Below are 22,176 nucleotides of genomic sequence, written 5' to 3'. Positions count from 1 at the left end.
CCGGTCCGGTCCGGTGGGTCGGTCAGGCCGGTCAGGCGCCGCCGCGCGGGACGACCGTGGCGAGGACGGACGGCAGCGGGTACCAGTCGGCGGTGGCGAAACTGGCGTGCGCGGCGGCGAGTTTCCCGACCCGGGCCAGGGCCTCCGCCTCGGTGGGGTGGGTGGCGTCCAGGGCCGGCGGGACCTTGTGGGCGTCGGTCATGACGAGCAGGTAGTGGCGGGCGTCGTACCAGGAGGTGTCGATGGTGCCGTCGAGATACCTGGCGGCGTCGCCGTCGAACACCACGAACCAGGGGCGCAGGGCCGCGTCGGCGTAGCGGGCCCGGGGGTCGCCGGCGGCGGCGCCGTGGACGGCGGGGAAGGCGGCGGCCCGGCCCAGTCGGCCCTGTGCGGCGAGGTCCTTGAGGTGGCCGGCGTACTCGACGTCGGTCCACAGCTTGTCGAACGGGTTCTTCTCCTCGACGGTGCCCGGGATCAGCTCGAAGAGGAACTTGCCGGCCAGGTCGGCGCGCGGCGGCCAGCCGCCGGCCCGTACCGCCTCGTCGAGGGTGGCGTGGCCGGCCGCCAGGTCGCCGGGCCCGTAGACCGCGTCGCCAAGCTTCTGGCGTATCAGGGCGTCGAATTCGGCGGGTCCGCGGCCGCCCTTGGCGTTGAAGCCGTCCTTCATCTCGACCTTGACGAGGATCGGGCGGTGGCCGGGGTGGGCGTCGTGCCAGGCCCGGAGGTCGGCGAGGCAGCCGGCGAAGTCCTGGTTGCGGTCCTTGGTGCGCAGTTCGGCGGCGGTGGCCGCGCCGACGCAGTTGTTGTTGTTGCCGAGCGGGTTGCTGTGCGAGACCCGCCACGAGCCGCCCAGGCCGTTGGTCCAGACGTCCACCTCGACGAGCGCGGCACCGGAGTCCAACGCATCGGCGAGATACGGGTACGTGGCCTTCTCGTAGGCGTTGTGGACACCGACCGCGGTGCTGGTGTCGTAGGTGTTGGAGATCTTCATGGCGATCGGCTCGGCCCCTGCCGGGCTCGTCGCCGCGATCATCGCCGCCGCCGCGACGGCGACCGTTCCCGCACACCGCTTCCTGTTCATGGGCCCCGCTTCCCCTCATGTCCTGCCTGGTCGGTGAGCAGGGTACGGGAGTTGGCCGCCGGCGGGCGGAACGGAAGCGGGCGCGATACGGTCAGCGACGCAAACGACCAAGCGAAAGGGTGTACGGATGCAGAATCGGGGGACCGGCCAAGCCGGCTCGGGCGGGCTGTCGTGGGCGGCGGCGGTGCTGACGGGGACGGTGGCGCTCTACATAGCGCTGGTCGCCTTCGGCAACATCACCGACTTCGGCACCAACCGGGAGTACGTCCGCCATGTGCTGGCGATGGACACCACCTTCCACGACCCGGACCTGATGTGGCGGGCCATCACCTCGCGGGGCCTACAGGATGCCGCGTACGTGGCGGTGATCGCGTGGGAGTCGGTGGCGGCGCTGGTGCTGCTCGCGGCCACCGCGCTGTGGGCCGTGCGGGGGCGGTCCGGCGGTGCCGGGCGGGCGCGGCGGCTGGCCACCATCGGGCTGCTGATGATGCTGCTGCTGTTCGGCGCCGGGTTCTGGGCGATCGGCGGCGAGTGGTTCTCGATGTGGCAGTCGAAGCAGTGGAACGGGGTGGAGGCCGCAGTGCGGAACTTCCTCGTGACCGGCCTGGTGCTGCTGGTGGTGCAGTGGTCGGGGACGTCCGAGCGGCCGGAGAGCGCGGAGGCGTGACGGGCGGCGGCGGGTGCGCGAGCAGCGCACCCGCCGCCTGGGCCCGGCGGGACGTCAGCCCGCCGCGTAGACGTCCTCGATGTAGCGGCCGGACGCGGTCAGTTCGCGCAGCCACGCCTCCGACTCCTGCTCCGAGGCGCCGGTGCGGGCCCGGTGCACCGCGCGGAACGCGTCCCGGACGCCCGGCGCCATCCGGCTTCCGTCGCCGCAGACGTAGACCCGGGCGCCGGCCCGCAGCAGCTCCCACACCTCGGCGGCCTCGGCCGCGATCCGGTGCTGGACGAAGCGGTGGCCGTTTTCGGGGCGGGCGCTGAAGACGGGGTGCACGGCGACCGCGCCGGCCCGCTCGGCGGCGGCGAACTCCGCGGCGTGCAGGAAGTCGCCGTCGGGGTCGTCGCAGCCGAAGTAGAGCCGGGCCGGGGTGGTCCGGCCGGCCGCGACGCGGTCGGCGACGGCGCCGCGGAACGGGGCGAGCCCGGTGCCGGCGGCGACCAGGATGACCGGGGTGTCGTCGGCCGGGTCGAGGCGGAACGCCTCCCGGCACGGCTGGACCCGGGCCAGCAGGGTGTCGCCGGGCCGCAGGGTGTGCAGATACGTCGAGCCGGTGCCGCCGGGCAGCAGCGAGACCATCAGGTCGGCGTGCCGGGGATCGGCGGCCGGCGACGAGGACAGCGAGTAGTGGCGGGTGCGGAGCGGCGGCAGCAGTTCCAGGACCACCGGCCAGGGCAGTGCGCCGCGCAGCGCCGGGTGGGCCTCGATCAGCTCGACGAGGGTGCGCGGATCGTCCTCGGGGAGGTTCTCCAGGGCATGCCGCTCGGGCGGGCAGGGGTTGTGGGCGGCGAGCAGGGCACGCTGCTCGCGGGTCGGGCGGATACCCAACTCCAGGTGATGAGTGAGGAGTTGACGTACCGTCAGCGGGCGGTCGAGGGGCAGGGTGTCACGGGCCGGGCGGCCCGCCGGCGGGCGCAGCGCCAGCACGGTGTCCAGGTCGGCGCCGAGCGCCCGCGCGGTGCGGTCCACCGCCTCGGGGGTGTTGGCCGGCAGGACGGCGAGGTGGTCGGCGGTGCGGTAGGAGACGCCGTCGGGGAGCGCCAGGCGCAGGAAGCGCTTGGGGCGCGCCCAGCCGTCGGAGGTCAGGTCGTACGCCTCGGTGACGGTCATGGGGACGAGGTCGTGCCGGGCGGCGAGGGCGTCGAGCGGGCCGCCGGTGAGCGCGGTGACGGTGTAGCCGGCGTCGTCGGCGGCGCCGTCGGGGCCGCGGTCGCCGACGCTCGCCGGGTCGCCGTAGCGGGTCAGCAGCTCGGTGCGCAGTTCGGCGCCGAACTTCCGCACCGTGGTGGTGAGTTCGCCGGAGGCGTCGGCCTCGGCGCGGGGCAGCAGCCGCTCGCCGCCGAGGGCCGCCAACCGGTCGTCGAGGAGGGTGGGGACCTGCTGGTAGGTGGCGGCCCAGTTGCGGTCGCCGACGCCCAGCACGGCGTAGCGGACGCCGGCCGCGGCGCCCTCGGGCGCGGTGCCGAGCCAGGCGGTGAACGCGGCGGCGTCGTCGGTCGGCTGGCCGTTGTAGGAGGCGGCGACGATGACGACGGGGCGGTCGGCGGGGAGTCCGCCGGCGCAGGCGTTCAGCGGCGCGACCTCGGTGGCGAAGCCCAGCGCGGCGGCCTCGTCGGCGAGCCGCTCGGCGAACTCCCGGCAGGTGCCGTAGTTGGTGCCGTGCAGCAGGAGCAGGCCGGTGTCCTGCGGGACGCGGGTGGGCAGGCCCTCGTCGGGCGCGGCGCCGGTGGCGTCGCCGTCCGCGGACCCGGTGGGCCCGCCGGGCAGCACGGCCAGCGCGGCGCGGGTCGCGGCCCGGTCGGCGGGCGTGCGGGGGGCGAGGGAGAGGGTGAAGCCGTCGGGCTTGAGAGTGAGGGTCTCCTTGATGCGGAGCTGGTAGCCGGTGTGGTCGATCAGCCGGTAGCGGTGCACCAACAGGGCCAGCAGCATGGTGGCCTCGTGCAGCGCGAACTGCCGCCCGATGCAGGCGCGTTCACCGGTGCCGAACGGCTTGTAGGCGTGCGGGGAGCGGGCCGCCTCGGCCGCCGGGCCGAAGCGGAACGGGTCGAACGCCTCGGGGTTGTCGCCCCAGACCGGGTCGCGGTGCAGCATCGGGGTGAGGACGGTGACCAGTTGGCCGGCGGCGACCGGGTAGCGGCCGCCGATCACGGTGTCGGCGCGGGCCTGGCGGGTGAAGGCGGCGGCGGTCGGCCACAGCCGCAGCGCCTCGTTGAGCACCTGGCGGGTGAACGCCAGCCTGCCGATGTCCTCGAAGGTGGGGTCCGGGTCGGGGTCGTCGCCCCACAGCTCGTCGGCCTCACGCTGCGCCATCCGCAGCGCGACCGGGTCCTTGAGCAGGTGGTACAGGGCGAAGGAGAGCGCGCCGGAGGTGGTTTCGTGACCGGCGATCAGGAAGGTGATGACCTGGTTGCGGATGTTGGCGAGGTCGAGGACCGGCCCCTGGTGCGCCGCGTTGCCCTCCGTGGCGGCGAGCATCAGGCCCAGCAGGTCGTCGTCGTGCAGCTCACCGCCGGCCGTGCGGGCGGCGATCACCTCGTCGACGACGGACGCGAGGTAGTCGGCGTCGGTGCGGAACGCCGCGTCGGCGGCCGCGTGGTCGGTGCCGGGCCGACGGGCGAACTTGGTCATGCTCCACTCCAGGCACCGCACCATCGCCTCGACGAAGGGATGCGGGGTGTCCCGGGAGAACGACTCGAAGTCGAAGCCGAAGCCGGCCAGTCCGATGGTGTCCAGGGTCATCCGGGTCATGTCGTCGGCGACCTCTATGGGGCGGCCCTCGGCCATCCGCCGGTCCCAGGCCGCCGTGACCCGGCGGGCGACCTTCAGCATCGCCGGGTGGTACGTGCGCATCGAGCCCAGCGCGAAGGCCGGCATCAGGACCTCGTGGGCCTTGGCCCAGTTGGGCTCGTCGTTGTAGGCGGTGAACAGACCGTCACCGGCGAACTCCCGTACGCCCTCCAGGACCACCGAGACGCCCTTGGCGAAACGGGTCTCGTCGGCGACCTCGGTGACCAGGTCCAGGGACGAGAGGAACAGCGTCTCGCGCGCACCGAACTTGCGCAGAAAGGCGGGGCCGTGGATCCGGGCGAGGTCCATGGCCTGCTGAATGGGCGTCGTGCTGATCCCGGTCGCCGTGAGGTCGGCGACCGGGACGCTCACGGCGGTGGCGCGGTCGCCCGTCTGGGGCGCGATGGTGTCGGTCATGTCTCCAGCGTGACCGGCCCGGTGGCCGGCCCCGCCCCGGGGAACTGCATGATTGTGCAGTGGTTCGTCGTCGCGCGCCCTTGTGCGGACGGCGAGGATGAGGCAGGGGCTACCGTCGGTACGGAAGAAAGGGCGGAAACCGGTCGATGAGCGGGGCGACGCACGGTGCTGCACCGGAGGACGGCACGGGCGCGGACTGTCCGCGCGCCTGGCCGCCGATCCCACCCGCCCCGCCCCCGGCCGGCGCCTACCGCGACTACTTCGTGATGCTGCTGGACCGCATCCCCACACCGATCGCGGTGTGCCGGGCGGACGGCCAGGTGCTGATCGCCAATCCGGCGATGGCGGCGCAGTGGGGCGCGGTCCCCGGACAACTGCGCGGCCGCAACCTGCTCGACCTGTTCCGGCCCCGGGACCCGGCGCAGATCGCCCGGATCATGGAGGCCCTGCGCCTGGGCCACCGGTCCCGCTATCCGGTCGAGGTGCGCTGGCGGACCGGCCCCGACGAGCCGGAGAAACAGGGCGAGCTGACGATCGATCCGGTCGGCGGCCCGTCCGCGGCACCGCCGTCGCTGCTGGCCCTGCTGCGGGAGGACCCCGGGGCCGGCGCCGCCGCCCCGCCGGTCGCGCCGCGCGCCGCGACCAGCCCCGTCGAGGCCCGGATCCTGGCGCTGGCGGCCGGCGGCGCGACCACCGCCGCGATCGGCAGCGCGCTGGGGCTGACCGTCGACGGGGTGAACTACCACCTCACCCGGCTGGCCCGCCGCTGGCGCGTCCAGGGCCGCACCGCGCTGGTGGCCAAGGCGTACGTACTGGGGGTGCTCGCCGCCGACCGCTGGCCGCCGGTGCCCGCGGCACCCGGGGACGGCGGCGCGCGAACGCCCGGCCCGTGAGTCCGACTGCACGTGTGTGCGGATAACCTCCCTGGTGTGGAGGAGAACACGACCGCGCCGTTCGAGCGCGGAACGGACGGTCCCAAGGTCATCGTCGTCGGTGTCGACGGCTCCGACTCGTCCTGGCGGGCCGCGGCGTACGCGGCCGGGCTGGCCAGGCGCCAGGGGTCGAAGCTGGTGATGGTCTACGTCCAGCCGGTGCTGGCGGCCGGCGCCGCGATGGGCGCGCCGGTCATGGACGCCACCAACGAGGTGGCCGAGGAGCTGATGGCCGAGATCCGCAAGGCCACCGAACGGCTCGACGGGATTTTCCAGCTGCGGTGGGAGTTCCACACCCTGCGCGGGGATCCGTACAACGGCATGGTGCAGATGGCCGACGAGCTCAAGGCGGACGCGGTGGTGGTCGGCGCCTCGGAGTCCGCCGGGCACCGCATCATGGGCTCGGTCGCGGTGCGGCTGGTCAAGGCCGGCCGGTGGCCGGTCACCGTCGTGCCGTAGCACCCGGGCCACCGGCCGCGTCCGGCGCTCCGCTGGTGGGCCGGGCCGGGCTGAGGCACGGTGGAGGGTGGACGGGGGGAGCGCCGCCCCGACTAGGGAGAGACCGTGACCGACCGCACGTACCGCGTGACCGAGATCGTGGGGACGTCCCAGCAGAGCGTGGACGCCGCCATCCAGAACGGCATCAGGCGGGCCTCGGGCACCCTGCGCAATCTCGACTGGTTCGAGATCACGCAGGTCCGCGGGCACATCGTCGAGGGCCGGGTCGACCACTACCAGGTCGGTCTGAAGGTCGGTTTCCGGCTGGAGGACGCGGGCTGAAGCCCCGGGGCCGAATGGCTCCCCGCCGCCGCGTCGCCTTCGTCACCGCGCCACCGGCAGTCCATGATGATCCGCCGTCGGACCTCGACGGACACGTACCGAGCGTACGGAGGGATCACCCATGGCACGCCTGCTGCGCGCGGGTCAGGGCGTATGGCGCCGCAAACCGATCGAGCACATCGAGGAGCCGGAAGGCACCGCGGCCCAGCAGCTCACCCGCGAGCTGGGGCTGTGGCAACTGACCGCCATCGGCGTCGGCGGCATCATCGGCGCCGGCATCTTCACGTTGGCCGGGACCGTCGCCCGTGAGAAGGCCGGCCCCGCGGTGCTGGTCTCCTTCCTCATCGCCGGCGTGGCCAGCGCCGCGGCGGCCTTCTCCTACGCCGAGTTCGCCGGACTGATCCCGAAGGCCGGCTCGGCCTACACGTACGGCTACGCGGTGCTGGGCGAACTCGCGGGCTGGTTCATCGGCTGGGACCTGCTGCTGGAGTACACCGCGATCGTGGCGGTGGTCGCGATCGGCATCTCCGGCTACTTCTCGTTCCTGCTCGGCGAGATGGGCCTGAAGCTGCCGGCGTGGATGCTGGGGGCGCCCGGCACCGGCCCCGGGCACCGGATGGACCTGTTCGCGGCGGTGCTCTGCCTGTTGATCGCGTATCTGCTGACCCTGGGCATCAAGAACGCCGCCCGGTTCGAGACGATCGTGGTGGGGTTGAAGGTGCTGGTGGTCCTGGTCGTCATCGGGGTCGGCTTCTTCCACATCGACACCGGCAACTACCGGCCGTTCTTCCCGTTCGGGGTGGGCGGCGCGTTCACCGGGGCGGCCACCGTCTTCTTCGCGGTCTTCGGCTACGACGCGATGAGCACCGCGGCCGAGGAGTCCAAGGACGCCCAGCGCCACATGCCCCGGGCGATCATGTACTCGCTGGCCGTCTCGATGGTGCTGTACGTGCTCGCCTGCCTGGTGCTGACGGGCATGCAGAACTACCGGCACATCGACCCGGAGAGCGGCTTCTCCACGGCGTTCAAGTCGGTCGGGCTGGACGCGCTGGCGGACGTGATCGCGGTCGGCGCGATCATCGGCATCCTGACCGTGATGTTCACCTTCATGCTGGGGGTGACCCGGGTGTGGTTCTCGATGAGCCGGGACGGGCTGCTGCCCAGGTGGTTCGCGAAGACCAGCGCCACCCACCACGTGCCGGTCCGGGTCACCTGGATCGTCGGCGCGGCGTCCGCGCTGATCGCCGGCTTCCTGCCGATCGGGGAGGCCGCCGAACTGACCAACATCGGCATCCTGTTGGCGTTCGTGGTGGTCTGCGTCTCGGTGATCGTGCTCCGCTACCGGCAACCCGACCTGCCGCGCACCTTCCGCACACCGGGCATGCCGGTGGTCCCGGCGATCGGGGTGTGCTTCTCGCTGTGGCTGATCACGTTCCTGGAGTGGCAGACCTGGGTGCGGTTCGCGGTGTGGTTCGTGATCGGCCTGGTCATCTACTTCTCGTACTCCTACCGGAAGTCGGCGTTGGCGACGGCGGACGGGACGGCTCCGCAGCGGCGGTGACGGCCCGGACGACCGCCTCGCCGGCCTCCGTCCAGCGGTAGAGCACACTGCGCCCGGCCCGGCGGCGGGCGATCAGGCGGGCGTCGCGCAGCACCTGGAGGTGCCGGCCGACCGAGCCCAGGCCCTGGCCGGTCAGGGCGACCAGCTGAGTGGTGCTCTTCGGCGTGCCGAGCAGCACCAGGACGGCCGCCCGGCCGCTCCCCAACAGGGCGGCCAGCGCCCCGGGGACCGGCGCCCGGTCCGGTTCGGCCAGCGTGCCGGAGCAGGGGTAGACCACCGCGGAGCGGGGCGGTCGCCGCCCGCCGGTGTCCCAGGAGAGCCAGGACTGCTGCGGGGTGACGGGGACGAACAGCAGCCGGGCGTCGGCCAGTTCGCGCGGCGGCTGGTCGTGGGCGGTGATCTGGAGGCGGTTCGCGCCGAGCCAGCGCAGGCCGGGGCGCATCCCGTCCAGCGCGGCGGCCCAACCGCCGCTGCCGAGCCGGGCCGTGCGCATCAGGACGTCGGCCTCCAGGACGCGGCGGCGGCGCGGCCAGTCCGGCCGCACGGTGTGCCGCCAGACCCAGTCGAGGAGCGCCGCGGTGCGTTCGGGGAGGTCGTCGCGGTGGCGGAGGGCGGCGGGCAGCGGAGTGCCGGCCAGCGCCTCGGCGAGGTCGGCCCGGGCGGTGGCCGGCAAAGTGTCGCGGATCCGGGCCAGTTCGGCGGGGAAGTCCTGGTCGGGTGCGCCGCTCGGGGTCGGGGTCAGGAAGGTCGCGTTCCAGGTGCGGCGCAGGGCGCAGCGGACGAGGAGGGCGGTCGGCGGGTCGGCGGCCAGGTGGGCGCGGTAGGCGGGTAAGTGGGCGTCGAGCCAGGCGCGTTCGCCCGGGTGCGCGGCGGTGCCGCGGTGCAGCGTCTTCAGGGCGGCGGTGGTCTCGGCCAGGGGTGAGACGGCGAACCGGCCCGCGGCGAGGGTGTCCGCGGTGACCTCCCACCACCCCACGCCCACCGCCCCCTCGTTTCGCCCGCCGGCGAAACTGTACGCCGGGGCGCCGGGCCGCCCCGACACTCCCGCCATGCGCAGCTACCGCGAGCTCTTCCGCACCCCGGAGTTCACTCCGCTCTTCCTCGCCTCCGCCGGGCAGGTGGCCGGCCAGACGGTCGGCGGGCTGGCCCTGGGCACGCTGGTGTACGGGACGACCGGCTCGCCGCTGCTGTCGTCCCTCGCCATGTTCGGCCCGTCCCTGGCCCAGGTGATCGGCGCGGCCACGCTGCTGTCGGCGGCCGACCGGCTCCCGCCGCGCGCCGCGCTGACCGGTCTGGGGCTGCTGCTCGGTCTGGGCACCGCCGTCCAGGCCGTCCCCGGACTGCCGGTGGGGGCGTCGTTCGCCGTGCTGACGGCGCTGGGGGTGCTCTCCTCCCTGGGCGGCGGGGTGCGCTACGGGCTGCTCGGCGAACTGCTGCCACGGGAGGGGTACCTGCTGGGCCGCTCGGTGTTCGGCATGGCGTCCGGGGTGGTGCAGATCTGCGGCTTCGCGGTGGGCGGGGCGCTGGTGGCGGCGCTGTCGCCGCGCGGCGCGCTGCTGGTCGCGGCCGGGCTGTACGCCGCCGGTGCGGCCGCGGCCCGCCGCGGACTGGCCCGGCGGCCACCGCGCGCCGACGGCCGCCCCTCGGTCGCGGAGACCTGGCGCACCAACGCCGTCCTGTGGGCCGCCCGGCCCCGGCGGTACGTCTACCTCGCGCTGTGGCTGCCCAACGGCCTGATCGTCGGCTGCGAATCGCTCTACGTCCCGTACGCGCCCGGGCAGGCGGGGCTGCTGTTCGCGTGCGGGGCGCTCGGCATGCTGGCCGGGGACACCCTCGTCGGCCGGTTCGTGCCCCGGCGCCGGGCGGACCGCCTGGTGGTCCCGCTGTGCCTGCTGCTCGCCGGGCCGTACGCGGTCTTCGCGGTGCGCCCGCCGACGGCCGTGGCGGTGGCGGCGGTGCTGCTCGCCACCGTCGGCTACGCCTCGGGGCTGCTGCTCCAGGACCGGCTGATGGCACTGACCCCCGACGACCTGAGCGGGCACGCCCTCGGGCTGCACGCGGCCGGCATGCTCACCTTCCAGGGGGCGGGCGCCGCCCTGGCCGGGGCCCTGGCCGAGTGGACGGCGCCGGGGCGGGCGATGGCGATACTGGCCGTGGCGTCGCTGGCGGTGACGGTGGTGCTGGCGCCCGGACTGCGGGCGGAGCCGGTGTGCCGTACGCCGGACGGGGCGGGCGCCGCCCGCGACGCGTGACGCCCGGCCGGGGCGGCGCGCCGGACGGGTTCAGCCGCGCCGCCGCATCCTCCGCAGCACCGCCCGCCACCGCCGCCCGGCGATCCGGTGCCACCAGAGCCACCACGGCAGGCGGCGGCGCGGCACGTACGCCCAGACGTCCATGTCCGCCTCGGTGTCGCGCGGGCAGCGGCGCAGCAGTTCCAGGCAGCGGGCGTCCACCGTGGCGTGCAGCCGGGCGGTGTGGGCGAGCGCGACGATGCCCTGGTGGCGCAGGCCGGTGTCGCCCACCGCCAGGGCCCGCTCCAGGGTCCGTGCGACGCGGGGCAGGATCGCCTCGGGGTGCGGGTGGGTGAGTGCCAGGCCGATGACCGCGACGCCGAGGAGTTCCTCGCCGCGGGCGAAGGCGGCGTCCACCTCCTCGGGGCGGTCGGTGCCGAGCAGTGCGGAGCCCTCCTGCCAGTTCATGCCCCGGCCGGGGACCGCCCGGTCGAGGAGGAACTCGGCACGTCCGGCGGCGAGTCGGGCCTGCGACACGGTCCGGTCGCCGCGGGCGGCCCGTCGGCAGTCGGCGAGGTGGTCCCAGATCCGGCCCGGGTCGACGCCGTCCGCGGGCTCGCCGGCGGCCGCGACCTCCCGGCAGACCGCGTCGAGTTCCGCGGTGTCCCCGGTCGCCACCCCCGCCCCGGCCTTGTGGATCCGTTCGAACGCGATCCCGTCCGTCCCGAGGTCGCAGCGCCGGAGGAACGCCAACTCGACGGTGTCCTCGGCGGTCAGCCCGGCGTGCAGGTACCCCCAGGCGAGTTCGACCGCGTCCAGTGCGACGGCGTACCGGACGAACTCGGTGGGCAGGGCGGCGGGACCGGCCGGGTCCGGACGGTCCGGTGCCGGTGCCGGTGCCGGTGTCCGGCGGGTCTCCGATGGGTCTGACGGGTGCACAGGGCGAGGGTAGACGAGGTGCGTCGGCGGGGTGCCTCGGCGGGGTTCGCCCCCTTGGCGCGCCTCGGCCGGGCCCGAGAACGAGCCCGCGCCGGTGGGGACTTCGGGGCGCTCTCCTCAGCCCCGCAGCAGCAGGACGAGGGCGAGCGCCGAGAGCACCGCGGCAGAGACCACCGCGGCGGAGACCAGCGCGGTGGCGGTCCGTCCCCGCGGACCGGTCAGCACCCGTCCGAGGGCGGCTCCGCCCGGGGCGACGACCCGGGCGGCCGCGGCCCCGCCGACCACCGCGAGCAGGGCGTAGCACCCGTCGGCGGTGGCCACTCCCGGCGCGCCCGCGGCGCCGACCCGGAACGACGTCCGCGCGGACCTCGCCGGGTATGCGGACGGGATCGCCGGGCGGCAGCGGATGACCGGGGTGGCGACCGCGGTCGCCGGTGTCCTGGCGCCGGCGGCGGCGCGGTTGCGGGCTGAACTGCCGCGGCTGGAGGTGGAGATCGGCGAGGATCCCGGGGAGGACCGGTACGGGCTGCTGCTGACCGGGCGGGCGGACATCGCGGTGGTCATTCCGGCGCCGGTGGGCCCGCCGGCGGACTCCCGGCTCCGGGCGGCCGGGGAGGTGCCGCCACCGGACGACGCGCGGTTCGCCGTGCTGCCGTTGCTCCAGGAGCCGCAGGACCTGCTGGTGCCGGCCGGGCATCCGTTCGCCGCGCGGGCCGTGGACGGGGTGGCGCCGGCGGAGGCGGCCGGGGCGACCTGGGTCCGGGCCGGCGATCCGGCCGGCCAGCATCAACTCCTGCTCGCCGCCTGCGCGTCGGCCGGGTTCGCTCCGCGGGTGCGGCACCATGCGGTCGACTGGTACACGGTCGCCGCGCTGGTCGCGCACGGCTGCGGGATCTGCCTGCTGCCGCGGTTGGCCCCGGTGCCGGAGCACGCGCCGCTGGTGCGGGTGCCGTTGCGCGGTGAGCCGGTGCCGGTGCGGCGCTTCGTGGCGGTGGTGCGGCGGGGCAGTGCCGACCGGCCCCCGATCGCCCGCGCGGTGGCGGCGCTGCGCGCGGTCGCGGGCGAACGGGAGGCGAAGGGGGTGTGAGACCGGGCGCCGGGCCCGGCCCCGCGGCTCAGCCCTGGACGGACTTCCAGAACTCGTCGAAGGACATCAGGCCGTCGCCGTCGGTGTCCTTGGCCTTGATGACCGCTTCGGCCACCGGGCCGGTGACCAGGTGGTCGCCCATCTCGGCCATCGCGTGCCGGAACTCGTCCGGCGTGACCCGGCCGTCGCCATCCGCGTCGAACCGCGCGAACGTGGCCCTGGCCTGCTCTATGTCTGCCACGGGTGGTGCCCCTTCGTCGTGCCGCGGCCCGTTGTGTGCCGGAACCGCGGGGTGATCTGACCCGCGTACATTAGCGGACCGTCAAGAAGGGTCCCGGTGCGCCCTGCGGCGGGCGAGGTAGGGGGCGGTGCGGCTGCCGGGGGCGGCGGCGACCTCGGCGGGGGTGCCCGCGGCGACGATCCGGCCGCCCGCCGCGCCGCCGCCGGGACCGAGGTCGACGACGTGGTCGGCGCCCGCCACCACACCCATGTCGTGCTCGACGACCACGACGGTGTTGCCCGCGTCGACCAGGCCGTGCAACTGCCGCAGCAGCACTTCGGTGTCGGCGGGGTGCAGGCCGGTGCTGGGTTCGTCGAGGAGGTAGAGGGTGTGGCCGCGGCGGGCCCGCTGGAGTTCGGTGGCGAGTTTGATGCGTTGCGCCTCGCCGCCGGAGAGTTCGGTGGCGGGCTGGCCGAGGCGCAGGTAGCCGAGCCCGACGTCCTGGAGGGTGCGCAGGCTGCGGGCGGCGGCGGGGACGTTGGCGAGGAACTCCGCGGCGTCGTCGACGGTGAGGCCCAGGACGTCGGCGACGGTGCGGCCGCGGTGGGTGATCTGGAGGGTCTCGGGGTTGTAGCGGGCGCCGCGGCAGTCGGCGCACGGGGCGTAGGTGCCGGGCAGGAAGAGGAGTTCGACGGCGGTGAACCCCTCGCCCTGGCAGGTCTCGCAGCGGCCGGCCGGGACGTTGAAGGAGAACCGGCCGGCGGTGTAGCCGCGGGCGCGGGCCTCGTCGGTGGCCGCGAAGACCTTGCGGACGGCGTCGAACAGGCCGGTGTAGGTGGCGAGGTTGGAGCGCGGGGTGCGGCCGATGGGCTTCTGGTCGACGCGGACCAGCCGGTCGACGGCGTCCAGGCCGGTGGCGGCGGTGAGCCGGGCGCGGACCGCGGGCCCGGCGTCCTGGTCGTCGGCGGCGGCCGGGTCGTCGGCGTCGGGTCGGGAGGCCGCGGTGCCCAGGCGGTCCTGGACGGCCTCCGCGAGGACCCGGGTGACCAGCGTGGACTTGCCGGATCCGGAGACGCCGGTGACGGCGGTGAAGACGCCGAGCGGGAAGGCGGCGTCCAGGTCGCGGAGGTTGTGCAGGGTGACGCCGTGCAGGGTCAGGGTGCCGGTGGGGGTGCGCGGGGTGCGCGCGGGCGGCGGTTCGGCGGCGAAGAGGAAGCGGCGGGTGGCGGAGTGCTCGGCGTCCGCGAGGGCGGCGACCGGGCCGCTGTGCAGGACTCGGCCGCCCTGTTCCCCGGCGCGCGGGCCGATGTCCACGAGCCAGTCGGCGCGGCGGACCACGTCCATGTCGTGCTCGACGACGAAGAGGGTGTTGCCGGCTTCCTTGAGGCGGCCGAGGACGGTCAGCAGGGCTTCGGTGTCGGCGGGGTGCAGGCCGGCGGAGGGCTCGTCCAGGACGTACACCACCCCGAAGAGGCCGGAGCGCAACTGGGTGGCGAGGCGGAGGCGTTGGAGTTCGCCGGCGGAGAGGGTGGGGGCCGGCCGGTCCATGCTGAGGTAGCCCAGGCCGAGTTCGGTGAGGACCTCGATGCGGGCGACCAGGTCGCGGGCGAGGGCCGGGGCGGGTTCGTCGCCGGGGCGGGCGGCGGTGGGGCGGAGGAGTTCCGCGAGGGTGCCGAGCGGGAGGCCCGCGAGGGTGGCGATGTCGCGGCCCTCGAAGGTGACCGCCAGTGCCTCGGGGCGCAGCCGCCGGCCGTCGCACACCGGGCAGGGCTCGGCGGTCATGAACTGGCGGACGCGCTTGCGCAGCGTCTCGCTCTTGGAGTCGGCGAAGGTGTGCAGGACGTAGCGTCGGGCGCTGGTGTACTGGCCCTGGTAGGGGCGCTGGATGCGGCCGGCCTCGCGGACCGGGTGGACGGTGACGACCGGCTGTTCGTCGGTGAACAGGATCCATTCCCGGTCGGCGGGCGGGAGGTCGCGCCAGGGGCGGTCGATGTCGTGGCCGAGGGCGGCGAGGATGTCGCGGAGGTTCTTGCCCTGCCAGGCCCCGGGCCAGGCGGCAACGGCACCGTCGCGGACGGAGCGGGACGGGTCGGGGACGAGGGAGTCCTCGGTGACGCGGTGGACGGTGCCCAGCCCGTGGCACTCGGGGCAGGCGCCGGCCGCGGTGTTGGGTGAGAAGGCGTCGGAGTCGAGCCTCTCGGTGCTGCCCGGCGGGTAGTCGCCGGCGCGGGAGAACAACATCCGCAGGGTGTTGGAGAGGGTGGTGACGGTGCCGACCGAGGAGCGGGAGGTGGGCGCGGAGCGCCGCTGCTCCAGGGCGACGGCCGGCGGCAGCCCGCTGATCTCCTCGACCTTGGGGGCGCCGACCTGGTGGATCAGCCGCCGGGCGTACGGGGCGACCGACTCGAAGTAGCGGCGCTGCGCCTCGGCGTAGAGGGTGCCGAAGGCGAGGGAGGACTTGCCCGACCCGGACACCCCGGTGAACGCGACCAGCGCGTCCCTCGGGATGTCCACATCGATGCCGCGGAGGTTGTGCTCGCGGGCGCCGCGCACCCGGACGTACGAGTCGGTCATCCCTCCATGATCGGACACCGCCCGCCGTGCCCGCGGCACCCGTGCGCGGCGTGCGGGGCCGTCAGCCGGCCGCGGTGGCCTCCCGGACCCGGTCGCGGGCCTCCTCCCAGGGGACGGGGGTGGCGACCAGGGCGCGCAGCGCCCGCATCTGACGTGGCGGCAGGGCGCAGGCCAGGGCGCCGACGGCCCGGCCGTCGCGGCCGTAGAGGGCGACGGCGCGGCGGGCTTCCCGGTCCAGGACGGTGGTCTCCACCTGATCGGCACCGCCGGTCAGGCCGTACGCCTGGAGCTTGAGGCCGTACTGGTCGGACCAGAAGTACGGCACCGGGGCGAACGGCCGGCGCTCCGGCGGCTCGGTGCCCTCCGCGGCGCCCTCGGGCGGCCCGGCGGGCGCTTCGGCGGTCAGCTCGGCGACGAGGTTGCGGGCGGCGGCCATGGCCTGCTCGGTGGCGTTCATCCGGTGCTCGAAGCGGAGCGGGCGGCCGTGCACCGGGTGCTCCCAGCGGGCCACGTCGCCCGCGGCGTAGATCCCGGGGGCGGCGGCGCAGTACGCGTCGCAGCCCAGCCCGTCGGTGGTGTCCAGGGCCGGGTCGGCCAGCCAGCCCACGGCGGGCTCGGAGCCGATGGCGAGCAGCACCAGGTCGGCGGGGAGCCGGCTGCCGTCGGCCAGGCGGACGCCGCCGACCTGCGCCGGTGTGCCCTCGGCGGCCGCTGCGTCGGCGGCGGGGGCGGCGGTCTCGAACGCGGCCACCTCGCCGGTCAGCAGCCGGACGCCGCGGGCCCGGTGCTCCTCGGCGAGCAGCTCCCCGATGCCCTCCCCGACGGCCGCGGCCATGGGTACCGGCTCCCGGCCGACCAGGGCGACCTCGTGCCCCAGCTCCCGGGCCACCGCGGCGGCCTCGCAGCCCAGGACGCCGTTGCCGACCACGACCAGCCTGCGGGCGCCGCCGGACAGCCGGTCGCGCAGCGCCAGCGCGTCGTCCAGGGTGCGCAGGGTGAGGACACCGGCGAGGCCGTCGGCGGCGGGCAGGGTGCGGGCCGCCACGCCGGTGGCGATGATCACGCCGGCGCAGGCCAGGCGCTCGCCGCCGTCGAGGGTGAGGGTGCGGGTGGCCACGTCGAGGCCGGTGGCCCGGGTGCCGAGCCGCAGGTCGAGGTCGAGCGGGGCGAGCTGCTCCTCGGTGCGCAGCAGCAGCCGCTCCGGCTCCCAGGCGCCGTGCAGCAGCTGCTTGGACAGCGGCGGCCGGTCGTACGGGAGGTGCGGTTCGTCGCCTATGAGGGTCAGCGGGCCGGACCAGCCGGCCCGGCGCAGGGTCTCGGCGGCGGTGATCCCGGCGGCCGAGGCCCCGACGACGGCGATCGGGCGGGTCGTCATTCCTGCACCTCGATCACGGCGGCCGGGCAGATGGCGGCGGCCTCGCGGACCGCGGTGTGCTGCTCGGCGGGCGGTGCGGCGTCGAGGAGGACGACCACGCCGTCCTCCTCGCGCTGGTCGAAGACCTCGGGGGCGATCAGCACGCACTGGCCGGCGGCGCAGCACTTGTCGGCGTCAAGGGTGATCTTCATGGCGGTGGCTCCGTGGGGGTGGGTGGGGACGGTGGGTCGGCCGGTGCGGCCGGTCACCAGGTGACGGGCAGCGCGTGGCAGCCGTAGATGGCCATGTCCGTGCGGAACGGGATCTCCTCGACGGGCCCGGCGGGCCGCATCGTCGGGAAGCGGCGGAGCAGGGTGGCTATCACGACCTGGAGCTCGACCCGGGCCAGGGCCTGGCCGAGGCACTGGTGGATGCCGTAGCCGAAGGCGACGTGGTGCTGGGCGTTGGCCCGGCCGACGTCGAGGCGGTCGGGGTCGGCGAAGACGGTCGCGTCGCGGTTGGCGGACGGGACGGCCACCACGACGCCCTCACCGGCGCGGATGAGCTGCCCGTCGATCTCGATGTCGGTGGTGGCGACCCGGCGCGGGCCGTTGCGGATGATGCTGTGGAAGCGCAGGAGTTCTTCGACGGCGCCGCGGATCAGTGTCGGGTCCTGGCGGAGCCGCTCGGCGGTGCCGGGGTCCTGCATCAGGGTCAGGGCGCTGAGGCCGATCATGTTGGCGGTGGTCTCGTGCCCGGCGATCAGCAGGAGGGCGGCGAAGGCGGCGACGTCGTCGTGGCTGATCTCGCCGGTGTGCCGCTGCTCGACGATGAGCCGGCCGAGGATGTCGTCGCCCGGCTCCTGCTCCTTGGCGGTGACCAACGCGTCGAGGTAGTCGCGGAGTTCGATCCGGGCGGCCTCGCGCTCGTCGTCCGCGATGGTGCGGGAGAGCAGCTTGCCGGTGAGCCGCTGGAAGACGTCGTGGTCGTCGTAGGGGACGCCCAGCAGCAGGCTGATGACGAGCGAGGGGACGGGCAGGGCGAGTGCCTCGATCAGGTCCACCGGCTCGCCGGCCCGGCGCTCCATCGCGTCGCACAGCTCGTCGGTGAGGCGCTGGATCTCCGGGCGCAGCGCCTCGACCCGCTTGACCATGAACTCGCGGGTGACCATCCGGCGGAGCCGGGTGTGCTCCGGCGGGTCCATGCGGATGAAGCCGCGGTTGTCGGTGTTGCCGCCGCCGGTCATGCCGCTGAGCGGGTAGCCGTGGAGGGTGGTGTCGGAGCTGAAGCGGGTGTCGCCGAGGATCGCGCGGATGTCGGCGTAGCGGGTGGCCAGCCAGGACCAGCTGCCGTCGGGGAGCGAGATCTTGGAGATCGGCTCCTCGGCGCGCAGGGTGCCGAACTCGGCCGGGGGGTCGAAGGGGCAGCCGCTGGGGGGTTGTACGGGCAGCGGGGCCGGGGCGGCGGGAACTGTCGTGTCGATCATCTCGGTCATCTCGCTCCTCGCGCGCACACCGGTCGGGTGTGCGCCATGAGTCGATCCTTCGCCTAACGAGCGTAAACTTACATGCGTAATGATCGGGTAAACGTCCCGGGGTTCGCGTCGGAACGTGAGGAACGGAACACCCCGCGGCCGGTCGGCGGCGGGTACGCGCAAGGCCCCGGCCGACGGGCGGCCGGGGCCTTGGGGGCCTCGTGCGAGGGGGATGAGCAGGGGCGGAGCGTCGAGGGAGGCTCCTGGGAGGGCGCCGGAAAGGTGCCGGAGAGGTGCCGGAAAGGACCCGGGGTCAGCGCTCCAGCAGCAGTTGGAGGAGCTCCTCCACGAACCCGTCCAGCCGGCTGGTGTCCTTGCGGCTCGGCATGACCTGCCAGATCATCACCCGGCCGTGCACCGCCGACCACAGCAGGTACGGCGCCTCGGCACGGGAGCCCCGCACCTGCCAGCCGGCCTCCTCGCAGGCGGTCAGCGCGTGGTGCCAGCTGCGGACCAGCAGCCCGGCCGGGTGCCCGGCGAGCCGCTCGGGGCCGACCGGGGTCTGCCGGGTCTCGTACAGCAGGCGGTAGTTCGCCGGGTGCTCTATGGCGTAGCGGCAGTAGGCGCGGAGCTGGGCGCGCAGCCGGGCCACCGGGTCACCCTCGTCGGCCTGCGCGGCGGCGTCGTTCATGGCGTGCGCCAGCCGCTCGTAGCTGACTTCCAGGGTGGCCCAGACCAGCTCGGTCTTGTCGGCGAAGTGACGGTAGATGCTCGGCGCGGCGACCCCGGCCTCCCGGGCCACCGCGCGCAGCGACAGCGCGTCCTCGCTGCCGACCTCCTCCAGGAGGCGCTCGGTCGCCCGCAGCAGCTCCTCCCGCAGGCGCTCGCCCTGCCCGCGCGGGTTACGAGGCCGGACGGCCGCACTCTCGCCCACTGCCCTCCGGTCCTTTCTCTGCCTGGCCGATCCGGTCGTCAGCGGGGTCGGCACTCCTTCACCAGGGTTTCACACCACGGCGGCGGACCGTACCGGAGGACCACGGTCCGGTCCAGCGGCCGACCGGAGGCCGGTGCTGCGAGCCCGCGCCCACCGCCACCGCACCGGCCCGCCGTCCCCGGCGCCCCGGCCGAGCGCGGCCCGCCCCCGGCTGCGCGCACCCGTCGGCCCCCGGGAACGACATCGGCCTCCAGGACCACGAGCAGGTCCTGGAGGCCGACGTGCGGAAGCTGTGACTCAGCCGCCGATCGGGCCCAGCGGGATGTCCGAGACGGTGAGGCTGAGGGACTTGATCGAGCCGCCGGTCAGGATGGGCAGACCGTTGGGGCCCGGGGCGAACTTGGCGGTCAGGCCCTCCAGGGAGCCACTGACGGAGAGACCGCCCGCGACGCCGTCCAGGTCGTCATCGGCAATCTCGCGGGTCTCAATGCCGTGGGTGTTGCTCATGATGATGAGCTTCCTTCTTCTAGTGATGAGTCGCAATGCGCAGGCGGCACTGCGGCGGGAACCCCTTGAACGACCCCCGCCGTGCGTCAGATTGCCCGCTCGCGTGGGGCGCGGAGAACGAAACACCACTCTCTTCACTCGCCACACACACCACGGCTTTAAGTGGAAGGCCGGCGTCATCTGCCCATGGCCAGTCCGGCCTTGCCCGCGCCCCGGCTCAGCACCATGTGGCGGATGTCGTGGCGGAGGGGTTCGAGGTCCTGCCGTCCGGCGTCGATCGCCCTGTTCAGGTCGATCACGCGGCCCGCTCGCTCGTCCCACCACAGCGGGACGAATTCGGCCTTGGCGATCTCCCAGCGGCCGCCGGGCGTGGTCGGGGGCGCGAAGGTGAACCGGGCGGCGGTGCTCATCCCTCCGCGCTCGTCGTGATGGGTGCCGCCGATGAGGTCGCCCAGTCCGTAGGCGACCCACGTACCGCTCTCGTGCCGGCCGGCCGCCGCCGGCCCGCCTTCCGGTGTCCGGACGGCCCCGGTGCCGCGGAGCTTCTCGAAGGGCTGCGGGGTGTGGGCGTGGCTGCCGACGATCAGGTCGATGTCGGGGCGGCCGTCGGTACGGGCGGCGGCGAGGAGCCGGGCGAGCCGCAGCTGGCGGGCGTCGGGGGCGGCGCGGTACTCGGTGCCCCAGTAGGGGCTGACGACCACCACGTCGGCGCCGGCCCGGCGGGCGGCGCGGGCGTCGGCGAGGATCCGTCCGGGGTCGAGCGGGTTCATCATCCAGGGCGCGTCGCTCGGAGGCCGGACCTCCCCGGCCTCGTAGGTGTAGGCGAGGTGGGCCACCAGGGCGCCGCCGGGGGCTCGCAGCAGCGTCGGGTGGGCGGCCTCGGCGGCGCCGCGGGCCGTGCCGGTGTGCCGCAGGCCGACCGTGTCCAGCGCGTCGAGGGTCCGGCGCACCCCGCCCTCGCCCTGGTCGAGGGCGTGGTGGGAGGCGGTGGCGCAGGAGTCGAAGCCGGTGGCCTTGAGCGCGGTGGCGATCTGGGGCGGGGCCTGGAGGTCGGGGTAGCCGGTGAACGGGCCGTCCAGCGGGCCGAGCGGCGCGGCCAGGTGGCACAGCGCGAGGCCGGCGTGGGCGATGACGGGTGCGACGCCCCGGAGCATCGGCCGGTAGTCGTAGCCGCCGTCCACCGGGGCGTCGTCCTGCGCGGTACCGACCGCGTCGGGGTAGGAGGGGATGACGTCGCCGGTGGCGACCAGGGTGAACGGCCGGGCCGGGGCGGTCTCCGCGGGGCGGGCGCCGGTGCGGCGGTGCGGCGGGGAGGGCGGCGCGGCGCGGGATGCGGGGTGCGGCGGGGTGGATCGCGGTGCGGGCGGCGGGGCGTCCGGCCGGGCGCCGCAGCCGACGGCCAGCGCGACGAGCAGCACCGCTGTCGCATACCGGGTGAACGCGCTCATGTCCGACAGATATCAGTCGCTTCGCGCCGGAAAATGTCCGTACGGGGTGGTGTCCGTCGCTGTCCCTCGGACGGCCCCGGGCCTGGGGGCGGGAAGAGCCCTGGGCGGCGGTGACGCGGGGTCGGGGCGGGTGCGTGCGGCCCGACGGGCGTCCGGCCGCACGCCGGGCATCCGGCCGGGCGGATTTCGGTCACGATCCCTCCACAACTCGCCCGCCCCGCACACCCGTTACGTGGCCCCCGGCACCAACCTTCCCCCTCCCCCGGCCTGTTGACCGGCCGGACCGACCGGCGGCCCCTAGGGTGGCCCGGTATGAACGAGGAACCGCTTCATGTGACGGTGTGGGACGAGGGACTGCCCGGCGCGCCCCGGGCACTGCTGGTGCACGGCACGATGAGCTGGGGCACCGACTGCTTCGCGGGGCAGCGGCCGCTGGCCGGGATGTTCCGGCTGGAGGTGGTGGACCGGCGCGGCTTCGGCGACAGCCCCGACATCGAGCGCAGCGACTACGCGGTGGACGCCGAGGACCTCGCTCGGCTGCTCGGCGACGGGGCCCACCTGGTGGGTCACTCGTACGGCGCGGCGGCCGCGATGCTGGCCGCGGTGGTGCGTCCGGAGGCCGTCCAGTCGCTCACCCTGATCGAGCCGTCACCGCTGCGCACCGCGGCCGCGCACCCCGTCGTGCGGGCCGCGGTGGAGCGGATCCGGGCGGCGTACGCGAGCGCCGAGGGGGCCGGTGAGGTGAGTCCGGAGGAGTACCTGCGGCAGTCCACCGAGGCGTACGGGATGCGCCTGCCGAAGGTCACGCCGCGGGTGCTGCGGGCGGTCCGGTCGGCGATGCGGGAGCGGCCCGTCTGGGACGCGCAGATCCCGCTGGCGCCGCTGGCCCGGGCCGAGATGCCGAAGACCGTCGTCAACGGGACCTGGGAGACCGCGCACCCCGAGTACCGGGCGTTCGTGGGGGATGCGCTGGCCGCCTGCGGGGAGTACCTCGCCGAGATGATCGGGGCCCGTCATGTGCGGGTGCCGGGCACCGACCACGCACCGCACCAGGACCGGCCCGAGGTCGTCAACGAGGTCCTCACCCGGCTGTGGCAGAGCTGACCCGGGCGGGCGGACCGGAGGGGTCCCG

The 22,176-nt window shown here is 74.9% G+C and carries 21 protein-coding genes; 8 read left to right on the top strand and 13 right to left on the bottom strand.

The window, feature by feature from the left end:
- Positions 1–31: 31 nt before the first annotated feature.
- The gene (locus CG747_RS04690) at positions 32–1,081 is read right to left on the bottom strand and encodes a phosphatidylinositol-specific phospholipase C domain-containing protein (RefSeq protein ID WP_100600321.1); all 1,050 of its coding nucleotides are present in this window, start codon (positions 1,079–1,081) and stop codon (positions 32–34) included.
- Positions 1,082–1,208: 127 nt separating this feature from the next.
- Here CG747_RS04690 and CG747_RS04685 point away from each other — a divergent pair, with 127 nt between their 5' ends.
- A complete protein-coding gene (locus CG747_RS04685; protein WP_100600320.1) occupies positions 1,209–1,748 on the top strand; it encodes a DUF2165 domain-containing protein in 540 nt (179 codons plus the stop codon).
- A 54-nt stretch (positions 1,749–1,802) separates the two neighbouring features.
- On the opposite strand, the gene CG747_RS04680 is transcribed toward CG747_RS04685, so the two are convergent.
- The gene (locus CG747_RS04680; RefSeq protein ID WP_100600319.1) at positions 1,803–5,003 is read right to left on the bottom strand and encodes a cytochrome P450; all 3,201 of its coding nucleotides are present in this window, start codon (positions 5,001–5,003) and stop codon (positions 1,803–1,805) included.
- A gap of 146 nt (positions 5,004–5,149) precedes the next feature.
- Between CG747_RS04680 and CG747_RS04675 the strand changes: the two genes are divergently transcribed.
- From CG747_RS04675 to CG747_RS04660, 4 genes are all read left to right on the top strand, one after another.
- Positions 5,150–5,896, top strand: a complete 747-nt coding sequence (locus tag CG747_RS04675; protein ID WP_100600318.1) for a PAS domain-containing protein — start codon at positions 5,150–5,152, stop codon at positions 5,894–5,896.
- Between the two features lie 36 nt (positions 5,897–5,932).
- Positions 5,933–6,394 carry a universal stress protein gene (locus tag CG747_RS04670; protein ID WP_100600317.1) on the top strand — a complete coding sequence of 154 codons (462 nt, stop codon included), beginning with the start codon at positions 5,933–5,935 and terminating at the stop codon, positions 6,392–6,394.
- 105 nt (positions 6,395–6,499) lie between these two features.
- Positions 6,500–6,715: a dodecin gene (locus tag CG747_RS04665; protein ID WP_100600316.1), complete on the top strand. Its 216-nt coding sequence runs from the start codon at positions 6,500–6,502 to the stop codon at positions 6,713–6,715.
- Between the two features lie 121 nt (positions 6,716–6,836).
- Positions 6,837–8,276, top strand: a complete 1,440-nt coding sequence (locus CG747_RS04660) for an amino acid permease (protein ID WP_100600315.1) — start codon at positions 6,837–6,839, stop codon at positions 8,274–8,276.
- On the opposite strand, the gene CG747_RS04655 is transcribed toward CG747_RS04660, so the two are convergent.
- Positions 8,203–9,252 carry a helix-turn-helix transcriptional regulator gene (locus CG747_RS04655; protein WP_100600516.1) on the bottom strand — a complete coding sequence of 350 codons (1,050 nt, stop codon included), beginning with the start codon at positions 9,250–9,252 and terminating at the stop codon, positions 8,203–8,205. The two genes, CG747_RS04660 and CG747_RS04655, sit on opposite strands and share 74 nt — an antisense overlap.
- A gap of 73 nt (positions 9,253–9,325) precedes the next feature.
- On the opposite strand from CG747_RS04655, the gene CG747_RS04650 reads away from it, so the two are divergent.
- Positions 9,326–10,528, top strand: a complete 1,203-nt coding sequence (locus CG747_RS04650; protein WP_100600515.1) for an MFS transporter — start codon at positions 9,326–9,328, stop codon at positions 10,526–10,528.
- Positions 10,529–10,558: 30 nt separating this feature from the next.
- On the opposite strand, the gene CG747_RS04645 is transcribed toward CG747_RS04650, so the two are convergent.
- Positions 10,559–11,446: a hypothetical protein gene (locus CG747_RS04645; RefSeq protein ID WP_100600314.1), complete on the bottom strand. Its 888-nt coding sequence runs from the start codon at positions 11,444–11,446 to the stop codon at positions 10,559–10,561.
- A 117-nt stretch (positions 11,447–11,563) separates the two neighbouring features.
- Positions 11,564–11,767: a hypothetical protein gene (locus tag CG747_RS04640; RefSeq protein WP_219621410.1), complete on the bottom strand. Its 204-nt coding sequence runs from the start codon at positions 11,765–11,767 to the stop codon at positions 11,564–11,566.
- Between CG747_RS04640 and CG747_RS04635 the strand changes: the two genes are divergently transcribed.
- Positions 11,760–12,533, top strand: a complete 774-nt coding sequence (locus CG747_RS04635; protein WP_257980217.1) for a LysR substrate-binding domain-containing protein — start codon at positions 11,760–11,762, stop codon at positions 12,531–12,533. The two genes, CG747_RS04640 and CG747_RS04635, sit on opposite strands and share 8 nt — an antisense overlap.
- Positions 12,534–12,561: 28 nt before the next feature.
- Here CG747_RS04635 and CG747_RS04630 read toward each other — a convergent pair whose 3' ends face one another.
- The 8 genes from CG747_RS04630 to CG747_RS04595 form a co-directional block, all read right to left on the bottom strand.
- A complete protein-coding gene (locus tag CG747_RS04630; RefSeq protein WP_100600312.1) occupies positions 12,562–12,774 on the bottom strand; it encodes an EF-hand domain-containing protein in 213 nt (70 codons plus the stop codon).
- An 81-nt stretch (positions 12,775–12,855) separates the two neighbouring features.
- On the bottom strand, positions 12,856–15,327 hold the full coding sequence (gene uvrA / locus CG747_RS04625; protein ID WP_100600311.1) for an excinuclease ABC subunit UvrA: 2,472 nt from the start codon (positions 15,325–15,327) through the stop codon (positions 12,856–12,858).
- 61 nt (positions 15,328–15,388) lie between these two features.
- The gene (locus CG747_RS04620; protein WP_100600310.1) at positions 15,389–16,702 is read right to left on the bottom strand and encodes an NAD(P)/FAD-dependent oxidoreductase; all 1,314 of its coding nucleotides are present in this window, start codon (positions 16,700–16,702) and stop codon (positions 15,389–15,391) included.
- On the bottom strand, positions 16,699–16,893 hold the full coding sequence (locus tag CG747_RS04615) for a ferredoxin (RefSeq protein ID WP_100600309.1): 195 nt from the start codon (positions 16,891–16,893) through the stop codon (positions 16,699–16,701). The genes CG747_RS04620 and CG747_RS04615 overlap by 4 nt, the downstream gene beginning before the upstream one ends.
- A gap of 53 nt (positions 16,894–16,946) precedes the next feature.
- A complete protein-coding gene (locus tag CG747_RS04610) occupies positions 16,947–18,176 on the bottom strand; it encodes a cytochrome P450 (RefSeq protein ID WP_100600308.1) in 1,230 nt (409 codons plus the stop codon).
- 292 nt (positions 18,177–18,468) lie between these two features.
- Positions 18,469–19,089, bottom strand: a complete 621-nt coding sequence (locus CG747_RS04605) for a TetR/AcrR family transcriptional regulator (protein ID WP_100600307.1) — start codon at positions 19,087–19,089, stop codon at positions 18,469–18,471.
- 297 nt (positions 19,090–19,386) lie between these two features.
- Complete coding sequence (locus CG747_RS04600) at positions 19,387–19,596, bottom strand: hypothetical protein (RefSeq protein ID WP_100600306.1); 210 nt, start codon at positions 19,594–19,596, stop codon at positions 19,387–19,389.
- A 176-nt stretch (positions 19,597–19,772) separates the two neighbouring features.
- The gene (locus tag CG747_RS04595) at positions 19,773–21,044 is read right to left on the bottom strand and encodes a CapA family protein (protein WP_100600305.1); all 1,272 of its coding nucleotides are present in this window, start codon (positions 21,042–21,044) and stop codon (positions 19,773–19,775) included.
- Positions 21,045–21,356: 312 nt separating this feature from the next.
- Between CG747_RS04595 and CG747_RS04590 the strand changes: the two genes are divergently transcribed.
- The gene (locus tag CG747_RS04590) at positions 21,357–22,148 is read left to right on the top strand and encodes an alpha/beta fold hydrolase (RefSeq protein ID WP_257980216.1); all 792 of its coding nucleotides are present in this window, start codon (positions 21,357–21,359) and stop codon (positions 22,146–22,148) included.
- Positions 22,149–22,176 lie beyond the last annotated feature (28 nt).

The organism is Streptomyces sp. CB02959, from assembly GCF_002803155.1.
In the GTDB taxonomy this organism is placed as follows: Bacteria; Actinomycetota; Actinomycetes; order Streptomycetales; family Streptomycetaceae; genus Streptomyces.
This window is presented reverse-complemented; position numbering and strand designations above follow the sequence as displayed.

Bases quoted from the DNA above. Each gene is read 5' to 3' on its own strand.
- CG747_RS04620 (WP_100600310.1), bottom strand. From the start codon at position 16,702: ATGACGACCCGCCCGATCGCCGTCGTCGGGGCCTCGGCCGCCGGGATC.
- CG747_RS04615 (WP_100600309.1), bottom strand. From the start codon at position 16,893: ATGAAGATCACCCTTGACGCCGACAAGTGCTGCGCCGCCGGCCAGTGC.
- CG747_RS04660 (WP_100600315.1), top strand. From the start codon at position 6,837: ATGGCACGCCTGCTGCGCGCGGGTCAGGGCGTATGGCGCCGCAAACCG.
- CG747_RS04650 (WP_100600515.1), top strand. From the start codon at position 9,326: ATGCGCAGCTACCGCGAGCTCTTCCGCACCCCGGAGTTCACTCCGCTC.
- CG747_RS04595 (WP_100600305.1), bottom strand. From the start codon at position 21,044: ATGAGCGCGTTCACCCGGTATGCGACAGCGGTGCTGCTCGTCGCGCTG.
- CG747_RS04690 (WP_100600321.1), bottom strand. From the start codon at position 1,081: ATGAACAGGAAGCGGTGTGCGGGAACGGTCGCCGTCGCGGCGGCGGCG.
- CG747_RS04685 (WP_100600320.1), top strand. From the start codon at position 1,209: ATGCAGAATCGGGGGACCGGCCAAGCCGGCTCGGGCGGGCTGTCGTGG.
- CG747_RS04675 (WP_100600318.1), top strand. From the start codon at position 5,150: ATGAGCGGGGCGACGCACGGTGCTGCACCGGAGGACGGCACGGGCGCG.
- CG747_RS04600 (WP_100600306.1), bottom strand. From the start codon at position 19,596: ATGAGCAACACCCACGGCATTGAGACCCGCGAGATTGCCGATGACGAC.
- CG747_RS04680 (WP_100600319.1), bottom strand. From the start codon at position 5,003: ATGACCGACACCATCGCGCCCCAGACGGGCGACCGCGCCACCGCCGTG.
- uvrA (WP_100600311.1), bottom strand. From the start codon at position 15,327: ATGACCGACTCGTACGTCCGGGTGCGCGGCGCCCGCGAGCACAACCTC.
- CG747_RS04610 (WP_100600308.1), bottom strand. From the start codon at position 18,176: ATGACCGAGATGATCGACACGACAGTTCCCGCCGCCCCGGCCCCGCTG.
- CG747_RS04590 (WP_257980216.1), top strand. From the start codon at position 21,357: ATGAACGAGGAACCGCTTCATGTGACGGTGTGGGACGAGGGACTGCCC.